9 protein-coding genes are annotated in these 7,589 nt (G+C 68.6%); all 9 read left to right on the plus strand.

The window, feature by feature from the left end; translation table 11 throughout:
- Positions 1–12: 12 nt before the first annotated feature.
- Positions 13–1,482, plus strand: a complete 1,470-nt coding sequence (gene sufB / locus ACLBYE_RS17180) for a Fe-S cluster assembly protein SufB (RefSeq protein ID WP_026604969.1) — start codon at positions 13–15, stop codon at positions 1,480–1,482.
- A gap of 25 nt (positions 1,483–1,507) precedes the next feature.
- Positions 1,508–1,747 (plus strand): hypothetical protein, encoded by a 240-nt coding sequence (locus ACLBYE_RS17185; protein ID WP_020093413.1) that lies wholly within the window; start codon positions 1,508–1,510, stop codon positions 1,745–1,747.
- Positions 1,748–1,762: 15 nt separating this feature from the next.
- Positions 1,763–2,515: a Fe-S cluster assembly ATPase SufC gene (sufC, locus tag ACLBYE_RS17190; RefSeq protein ID WP_447695100.1), complete on the plus strand. Its 753-nt coding sequence runs from the start codon at positions 1,763–1,765 to the stop codon at positions 2,513–2,515.
- A gap of 3 nt (positions 2,516–2,518) precedes the next feature.
- Positions 2,519–3,841, plus strand: a complete 1,323-nt coding sequence (locus tag ACLBYE_RS17195; RefSeq protein ID WP_447695101.1) for a SufB/SufD family protein — start codon at positions 2,519–2,521, stop codon at positions 3,839–3,841.
- Between the two features lie 200 nt (positions 3,842–4,041).
- Positions 4,042–5,286 carry a cysteine desulfurase gene (locus tag ACLBYE_RS17200; RefSeq protein WP_447695102.1) on the plus strand — a complete coding sequence of 415 codons (1,245 nt, stop codon included), beginning with the start codon at positions 4,042–4,044 and terminating at the stop codon, positions 5,284–5,286.
- Positions 5,287–5,336: 50 nt separating this feature from the next.
- Positions 5,337–5,720 (plus strand): SUF system Fe-S cluster assembly protein, encoded by a 384-nt coding sequence (locus ACLBYE_RS17205; RefSeq protein ID WP_020093409.1) that lies wholly within the window; start codon positions 5,337–5,339, stop codon positions 5,718–5,720.
- A gap of 246 nt (positions 5,721–5,966) precedes the next feature.
- On the plus strand, positions 5,967–6,299 hold the full coding sequence (locus ACLBYE_RS17210) for a hypothetical protein (protein WP_447695103.1): 333 nt from the start codon (positions 5,967–5,969) through the stop codon (positions 6,297–6,299).
- Positions 6,300–6,599: 300 nt separating this feature from the next.
- Positions 6,600–6,926 carry a hypothetical protein gene (locus tag ACLBYE_RS17215; protein WP_447695104.1) on the plus strand — a complete coding sequence of 109 codons (327 nt, stop codon included), beginning with the start codon at positions 6,600–6,602 and terminating at the stop codon, positions 6,924–6,926.
- A gap of 274 nt (positions 6,927–7,200) precedes the next feature.
- Positions 7,201–7,452: a hypothetical protein gene (locus ACLBYE_RS17220; RefSeq protein WP_447695105.1), complete on the plus strand. Its 252-nt coding sequence runs from the start codon at positions 7,201–7,203 to the stop codon at positions 7,450–7,452.
- The last annotated feature ends 137 nt before the right edge of the window (positions 7,453–7,589 follow it).

The raw sequence follows: 7,589 nt of genomic DNA on the forward strand, positions 1-7,589 counted from the left end.
TAGGAGACGCTGATGCCTGCTGTGCAGGAAACCATCGACCGGGTCCGCTCGATCGACCTCGACCAGTACAAGTACGGGTTCGAGACCACGATCGAGATGGAGAAGTCCGAGAAGGGCATCTCCGAGGACGTCGTCCGGTTCATCTCGGCCAAGAAGAACGAGCCCGCGTGGCTGCTGGAGTGGCGCCTCGACGCCTACCGGCGCTGGCTGACCATGAAGGAGCCGGAGTGGGCCCGCGTCTCCTACGACAAGGTCGACTACAACGACATCTACTACTACGCCGCCCCGAAGCGGCAGGGGCCGGAATCGCTCGACGAGATCGATCCCGAGATCCTGAAGACCTACGAGAAGCTCGGCATCCCGCTGCGCGAGGTCGAGGTGTTGGAGGGCATCGCGCCGGAGCGCCGGGTCGCGGTCGACGCCGTGTTCGACTCGGTCTCGGTGGCGACCACCTTCAAGAAGGAGCTCGAGAAGGCCGGCGTCATCTTCATGCCGATCTCCGAGGCGGTGCGCGAGCATCCCGAGCTCGTGCAGAAGTACCTCGGCTCGGTCGTGCCGGTGACCGACAACTTCTTCGCGACGCTGAACTCGGCCGTCTTCTCCGACGGGTCGTTCGTCTACATCCCGCCGGGCGTCCGCTGCCCGATGGAGCTGTCGACCTACTTCCGCATCAACGAGCGCGACACCGGCCAGTTCGAGCGCACGCTGATCATCGCCGACAAGGGCTCCTACGTCTCGTATCTCGAGGGCTGCACCGCCCCGAAGCGCGACGACAACCAGCTCCACGCCGCGGTGGTCGAGCTGGTCGCCCTGGACGATGCTGAGATCAAGTACTCGACCGTCCAGAATTGGTACCCGGGCGACAACGAGGGCAAGGGCGGCATCTACAACTTCGTCACGAAGCGCGGCGACTGCCGCGGAGCCCGCTCGAAGATCTCGTGGACGCAGGTCGAGACCGGCTCGGCGATCACGTGGAAGTACCCGTCCTGCATCCTGCGCGGCGACGATTCCCGCGGCGAGTTCTACTCGATCGCGGTGTCGAACGGCATGCAGCAGGTCGATTCCGGCACCAAGATGATCCATCTCGGCAAGAACACGACGAGCCGGATCATCTCGAAGGGCATCTCGGCCGGCCGGTCGCAGAACACCTACCGGGGCCTCGTCTCGGCGCACCGGAAGGCCAAGGGCGCGCGCAACTTCACGAACTGCGACTCCCTGCTGATCGGCGACCAGTGCGGCGCGCACACCGTGCCCTACATCGAGTCGAAGAACGCCTCGGCCGTCTTCGAGCACGAGGCGACGACCTCGAAGATCTCCGAGGAGCAGAAGTTCTACTGCCAGCAGCGCGGCCTCTCCGAGGAGGAGGCGACTGCGCTCATCGTCAACGGCTTCGTCCGGGACGTGCTGCAGCAGCTGCCCATGGAGTTCGCCGTCGAGGCCCAGAAGCTGATCTCGATCAGCCTGGAAGGCTCGGTGGGCTGACCGGCTGGGCGGATACGACGACGACGTGCTGCGCGCGGCCCATCGGCACAGCGCGCGGCACGCCGACGAGGTCAGGAGCAGCGTCCTGTGCGGATGCTTCTTCTGCCTCGAGGTTTTCGCGCCGGACGAGATCGCGGGCTGGATCGCCGATGAGGGCACCGCCCTCTGTCCCCGGTGCGGCATCGACGCGGTGATCGGCGACCTCTCCGGCTACCCGGCCGGGAGCGCCGCCTTCCTGCGGGCGATGCGGGACGAATGGTTTTGAAGGACTTGGACTGACATGCTGGAAATCAAGAACCTCGTCGTGCAGATCGAGGACAACCGCATCCTGAACGGCCTCAACCTGACCGTGAACGACGGCGAGGTCGCGGCGATCATGGGCCCGAACGGCTCGGGCAAGTCGACCCTCTCCTACGTCATCGCCGGCAAGGAGGACTACGAGGTCCTCGACGGCGAGATCCTGCTCGACGGGCAGAACGTGCTGGAGATGGCCGCCGACGAGCGCGCCGCGGCCGGCATCTTCCTGGCCTTCCAGTACCCGCTGGAGATCCCCGGCGTCGGCACCATGACCTTCCTCAAGGCCTGCCTGAACGCGCAGCGCAAGGCGCGCGGCGAGGCCGAGCTCTCGACCCCGGACTTCATCCGCGCGGTGAACGGCGCGGCTGACAAGCTCGAGATCAACAAGGAGATGCTCAAGCGCGCCCTCAACGTCGGCTTCTCCGGCGGCGAGAAGAAGCGCATGGAGATCCTCCAGATGGCGCTGCTGCAGCCGAAGTTCTGCGTGCTCGACGAGACCGATTCCGGCCTCGACATCGACGCCCTGCGCATCGTCTCCGAGGGCGTGAACGCGCTCCGCGACCAGGGCCGCTCGTTCCTTGTGATCACCCACTACCAGCGGCTGCTCAACCACATCGTGCCCGACACCGTGCACGTCATGTCGAAGGGCCAGATCGTGAAGACCGGCGGCAAAGAGCTCGCCCTCGAGCTCGAGGCCTCGGGCTACGCCGAGTACCGCGCCGGGGAGGCGGCCTGAGCCATGGCCGACGTCACCAACCTCCGCTCCCCCGCCGAGGCCGGCCTGTCGAAGCTGTTCGAGTCGGCCCGCCAGAGCTTCGCCAGCGAGAAGGCGATCGCCCGCGAGGAGGCCTTCCGCTTCTTCGAGGCGACCGGCCTGCCGAGCCGGCGGGTCGAGGCCTTCAAGTACACCGACCTGCGCGCCGCCATCACCGAGGCCGCGCCCCCGGCCGAGGCGCCGAACCTCGACGCCGCCCGGGCGGCCGTCGCCGGGGCGAAGGGCTTCTCCGGCATCGAGGCCGCGCGCCTCACCTTCGTGAACGGCCATCTCGTCCGCGAGCTGTCGGATCTCGACCGGATCCCCGAGGGGGTCACGGTCGTCCCGATGTCCGAGGCGCTGACGAAGGCGCATGTCGACCTGAAGCAGCTCGCGCCGGTGGCGCAGGCCCGGGAGAACCCGGTCTACCAGCTCAACACCGCCTTCCTGGCGGACGGCGCGCTGATCACGGTGGCGCCCGGCGCGAAGCCGGCGCGGCCGCTGCACCTGCGCTTCGTCGGCGCCGGGAACACGCCGTTCTCGACGGCGACCCGCGTGCTCGTCCAGATCGGCGAGGGCGCGGAATTCGGCCTGCTGGAGAGCCACGAGGGGCCGGACAGGCTCACCTGCCAGCCGAACGACGCCCTCGACGTGGTGGTCGGCCCCAAGGCCGCCTTCCGGCACACGCGCCTGAACAAGCAGGGCGACGCCGCCATCGCGCTCTCGACCCTGTCGCTGAAGGTCGAGGCCGAGGGTCAGGTCGAGACCGTGAACCTCGTGACGGGGGCCGTGCTGTCGCGCCACCAGATCTTCGTCCACGTCGCGGGCGACGACACCAACGTCGTGGTCAACGGCGCCGCGATGCTGCGCAAGGGTCAGCTCGCCGACTCGACGCTGCTCGCCGATCACGCCGCTGTCGGCGGCGTCGGCCGCGAGCAGTTCAAGTGGATTATCGACGGTGACGCCACCGGCGTGTTCCAGGGCAAGATCATCGTCCGTCAGGCCGCCCAGCAGACCGACGGCAAGATGAAGTCCGACTGCCTCCTCCTCACCGACGAGGGGCAGATGATGAACAAGCCGGAGCTGGAGATCTTCGCCGACGACGTCGCCTGCGGCCACGGGGCCACCTGCGGTGCGCCGGACGAGGACCTGCTGTTCTACCTGATGGCCCGCGGCCTGCCGCGCGCGACCGCCGAGAGCCTGCTCGTCCAGGCCTTCGTCGGCGAGGCCGTGGAGGCGGTCACGCACGAGGGCGCCCGCGCGGCGCTCATCGGCGAGATCGAGGCCTGGCTCCAGGCGCGCGGCTGATCGGACCCGGCCGGTCCCGCTCCGCGGGCCGGCCCTTCTCGATACCTGATTCCAGCCTGAGGCGACCGCGGCAGCGCGCCTCGGGGCGGGGTCCAGGAATCGCAACGCCAGCCGGAGGCCTTCGAGGCCTCCGCTTCGCTCCGGCACCTCAGGATGAGGGCTGTTCCCGGGATCGGCGAAGTCTTCGGAAGGTCGCGACCATGAACGCACCCGTCCTCACCCCCACCTACGACGTCGAGGCAATCCGGAAGGATTTCCCGATCCTGTCGCAGCAGGTCTACGGCAAGCCGCTCGTCTACCTCGACAACGCCGCCTCCGCGCAGAAGCCCCGGCAGGTGATCGACGCGATGGTCTCCTGCATGGAGACCGGCTACGCCAACGTGCACCGCGGCCTGCACTACATGGCGAACGCCGCCACCGAGGGCTTCGAGGGCGCGCGCGAGACCACGCGCCAGTTCCTCAACGCCGCCTCGACGGACGAGATCATCTTCACCCGCAACGCCACCGAGGCCTACAACCTCGTGGCCTCGTCGATGGGCTGGGCCGGCCTGATCGGGGAGGGAGACGAGATCATCCTCTCGATCATGGAGCACCACTCCAACATCGTGCCCTGGCACTTCCTGCGCGAGCGCCGGGGCGCCGTGATCAAGTGGGCGCCGGTGGACGACCAGGGCAATTTCCTGGTCGAGGAGTACGAGAAGCTGTTCTCGCCGCGGACCAAGATGGTGGCGATCACACACATGTCGAACGTGCTCGGCACGGTGACGCCCGCCGCCGAGATCGTGCGCATCGCCCACGCCCACGGCGTGGCGGTCCTGCTCGACGGTGCGCAGAGCGCGGTGCACCAGCCCGTCGACGTGCGGGCGCTCGACTGCGACTTCTTCGTCTTCACCGGCCACAAGGTCTACGGCCCGACCGGCATCGGCGTGCTCTACGGCAAGAAGGAATGGCTGGAGCGCCTGCCGCCCTATCAGGGCGGCGGCGAGATGATCCGGACGGTCAGCGAGGACGCGATCACCTACAACGATCCGCCCCACCGGTTCGAGGCCGGCACCCCCGCCATCATCGAGGCGGTCGGTCTCGGCGCCGCGCTCGAGTACATGATGACGCTCGGGCGCGACGCGATCGCCGCCCACGAGGCGAAGCTCACGGCCTACGCGCAGGAGCGGCTTGGCGCGATGAATTCCCTGCGCCTCATCGGCACCGCACCGGGCAAGGGCGGCGTGATCGCCTTCGAGATGAAGGGCGCGCACGCCCACGACATCGCCACGGTGATCGACCGGCAGGGCGTAGCGGTGCGGGCCGGGACCCACTGCGCGATGCCGCTGCTCAACCGCTTCGGCGTCACCTCGACATGCCGCGCCTCGTTCGGGCTTTACAACACGACCGCCGAGATCGATGCCCTTGCCGAGGCGCTCGGCAGAGCAGAAATGCTGTTCACCTGATACTGGGATGAGGCTGGTCCCGCCCGCGCGGGCCCGGGGAGAGTGAAGCGATGAGCACCGACGCCACCATCACGGGCGGCAAGAACGCCCCCGACGTCGCCGGCGACTCGACGATCCCGCAGGCGGAACTGGACCGCCTGACCGACGACATCGTCGCGGCGCTGAAGACGGTCTACGATCCCGAGATTCCGGCCGACATCTACGAGCTCGGCCTGATCTACAAGGTCGACATCGGCGACGATCGCGTCGTCGCGATCGACATGACCCTCACGGCGCCCGGCTGCCCGGTCGCGGGCGAGATGCCCGGCTGGGTGGAGAACGCGGTGTCCGCCGTGCCCGGGGTCCAGTCCTGCGCGGTGACCATGGTCTTCGACCCGCCGTGGGACCAGAGCCGCATGTCGGACGAGGCCCGCGTCGCCCTGGACATGTGGTAGCGGCCCGGCAAAGCCTCACGGCTTCCTGAAGGCGCTCCCGGGCGCGACGCGCGGACCCTGCGCGGCGCCCGATCGTCGTTGCACGGGAAAGGCTTGCACCGCGCCTCCGACGCGGGTGGCGAGCGTCGACGCCGGCGCGATCTGCGGACATCTACGCAGCCGTTAAGGCCCCGCTAACCATGACCCCGCAGATCGGTGGCGGCCGCCGCGAGGGCGGCCTCTCCTCGATACAGTTGGTGGAAGCGGATGGCTGCGGGCTACGTGGTCGCGGCGTTCTTGGAGGCGGCCGGGCTGGCCGGCCTCGTGATCGCCGTGCTCAAGATGCGGACGGAGCGACGGGCGCGGGCCGCGGACTTGCGGAGCTTCCTTCGCTCCGGACAGATCCCGACCGTCGAGATCGGGGGGACGCGCCGTCCTGCGGACGCTGCCGCGCGGCTGATCGCCGTCCCGTACACGACCGGCCGGGGCGGCGCTCCGGAGGCTCGGCCGTCGGCCGCCCGCGCGGCGCTCCGACGCGCCTTCACGTCCGGCGGCGCGGCGCCGCGGGCCGGGCTGACCGGCGCGATCAGCGCAGGATGACGTCGAGGCCGCTGCCGAGCAGGACCACGGCGCTGAGCGTCAGCATGAACTTCAGGTCTTCGAGACGGGCGCTCATGATCGATCCTCGATGTTCGGCCGATTGGCCGCCGTTCCGATGACCGATGATCACCAGATTAACGAATTTTTCGCGAGTCCTTTCAGGATCCGTTAGGGATTTACCGACGGTTTCCGTTCGCTAACGTTACCGTTGTGTTAACGCCTCTTCCGGAGCCGTCGGCTCATTCTGGTCCGGCGAGGCGGCGCGATCTGCGCCGGCCGGAACTCACGAAGGTTCGAGCCATGTCTCCACGTCCGCGCACAACCTTCGGGCGGGCCATCGACTGGATGTTTCGCGACAGGACCACCGGCGCGATCACCGTCGCGCAGTGGCCGAACCTGCCGCTCTGGCTCTTCGCGGGCCTGAGCCTCGCGGCCTGGCTGGCCCAGGACAGGGGAGAGCTGGCCCCCTGGCTGACGGCCTCCTCTCTGTCCTTCGGGGCCGACATCGCGCTGACATGGTGGGCGCTCGACGAGCTCCTGCGCGGTGTGAATCCCTGGCGCCGGATCCTCGGTGCGGCGACCCTGATCGGCCTGGCCGCGCTGATCACGCTTCGGCGAGCGGCCTAGCGCCGGAACCTTACTACCGGCAATTGTATTTCTGGTTGTATATAAGGAACGGAGGCCGAACCGACTTCGCCGATTGCAGATGAGCGGCACAAGATCTCGGTTCGAGGTGACTGTCCGCGTGATCTGCACAGTGCGGCCCTGCCAAGCTGAGACCATAACGGTAGGTTGCACCCGCCGAGAAAGTGTGGATGGTCGTGCCGCGCGCCGCGTGACCGGCGTCTGTTGGGCATCCCGTGCATCCGAGCTCGGCCGAAGGACTGGTTTCGAAGAGATCATGACGGACGCGGGCGGATTCGATCTCGACGGCACGGCGAAATCCGCTCGCGAGCGGGAAGTGCTGCTTCGCCAGATCGCCCACGCGCTGAACGTCCCGGTCTCGATCTTCCGCGGGCCGCCGGGATCCCCGGCGGCCGGCGGCCCGGGCGCCGCGGGATGCGCCGCCCTGCTGGCCGCCTTCTCGCGCATCGCGGATCCGGATCTCCGCAAGGAGTGCCTCGCGCTGGCGGAGCGCCTCGGCCGCAGGTGAGCGACGGGCGCCCTCGCGGTGCGGTGGCGCACACGCGCTCGGTCAGCGCCGGTCATCCAGCGTGCTATAGGGGCGCCCGCCGCCGGAGGCGTCTCGCTCGGCCGGCCCCTCGCGTGTCCGGTGCCTGAGCATGGCTG

It is taken from the genome of Methylobacterium sp. A52T (genome assembly GCF_053346095.1).

Coding starts and splice junctions, on each gene's coding strand:
- sufB (WP_026604969.1), top strand. CDS start 13: ATGCCTGCTGTGCAGGAAACCATCGACCGGGTCCGCTCGATCGACCTC.
- ACLBYE_RS17195 (WP_447695101.1), top strand. CDS start 2,519: ATGGCCGACGTCACCAACCTCCGCTCCCCCGCCGAGGCCGGCCTGTCG.
- ACLBYE_RS17205 (WP_020093409.1), top strand. CDS start 5,337: ATGAGCACCGACGCCACCATCACGGGCGGCAAGAACGCCCCCGACGTC.
- sufC (WP_447695100.1), top strand. CDS start 1,763: ATGCTGGAAATCAAGAACCTCGTCGTGCAGATCGAGGACAACCGCATC.
- ACLBYE_RS17220 (WP_447695105.1), top strand. CDS start 7,201: ATGACGGACGCGGGCGGATTCGATCTCGACGGCACGGCGAAATCCGCT.
- ACLBYE_RS17200 (WP_447695102.1), top strand. CDS start 4,042: ATGAACGCACCCGTCCTCACCCCCACCTACGACGTCGAGGCAATCCGG.
- ACLBYE_RS17215 (WP_447695104.1), top strand. CDS start 6,600: ATGTCTCCACGTCCGCGCACAACCTTCGGGCGGGCCATCGACTGGATG.
- ACLBYE_RS17210 (WP_447695103.1), top strand. CDS start 5,967: ATGGCTGCGGGCTACGTGGTCGCGGCGTTCTTGGAGGCGGCCGGGCTG.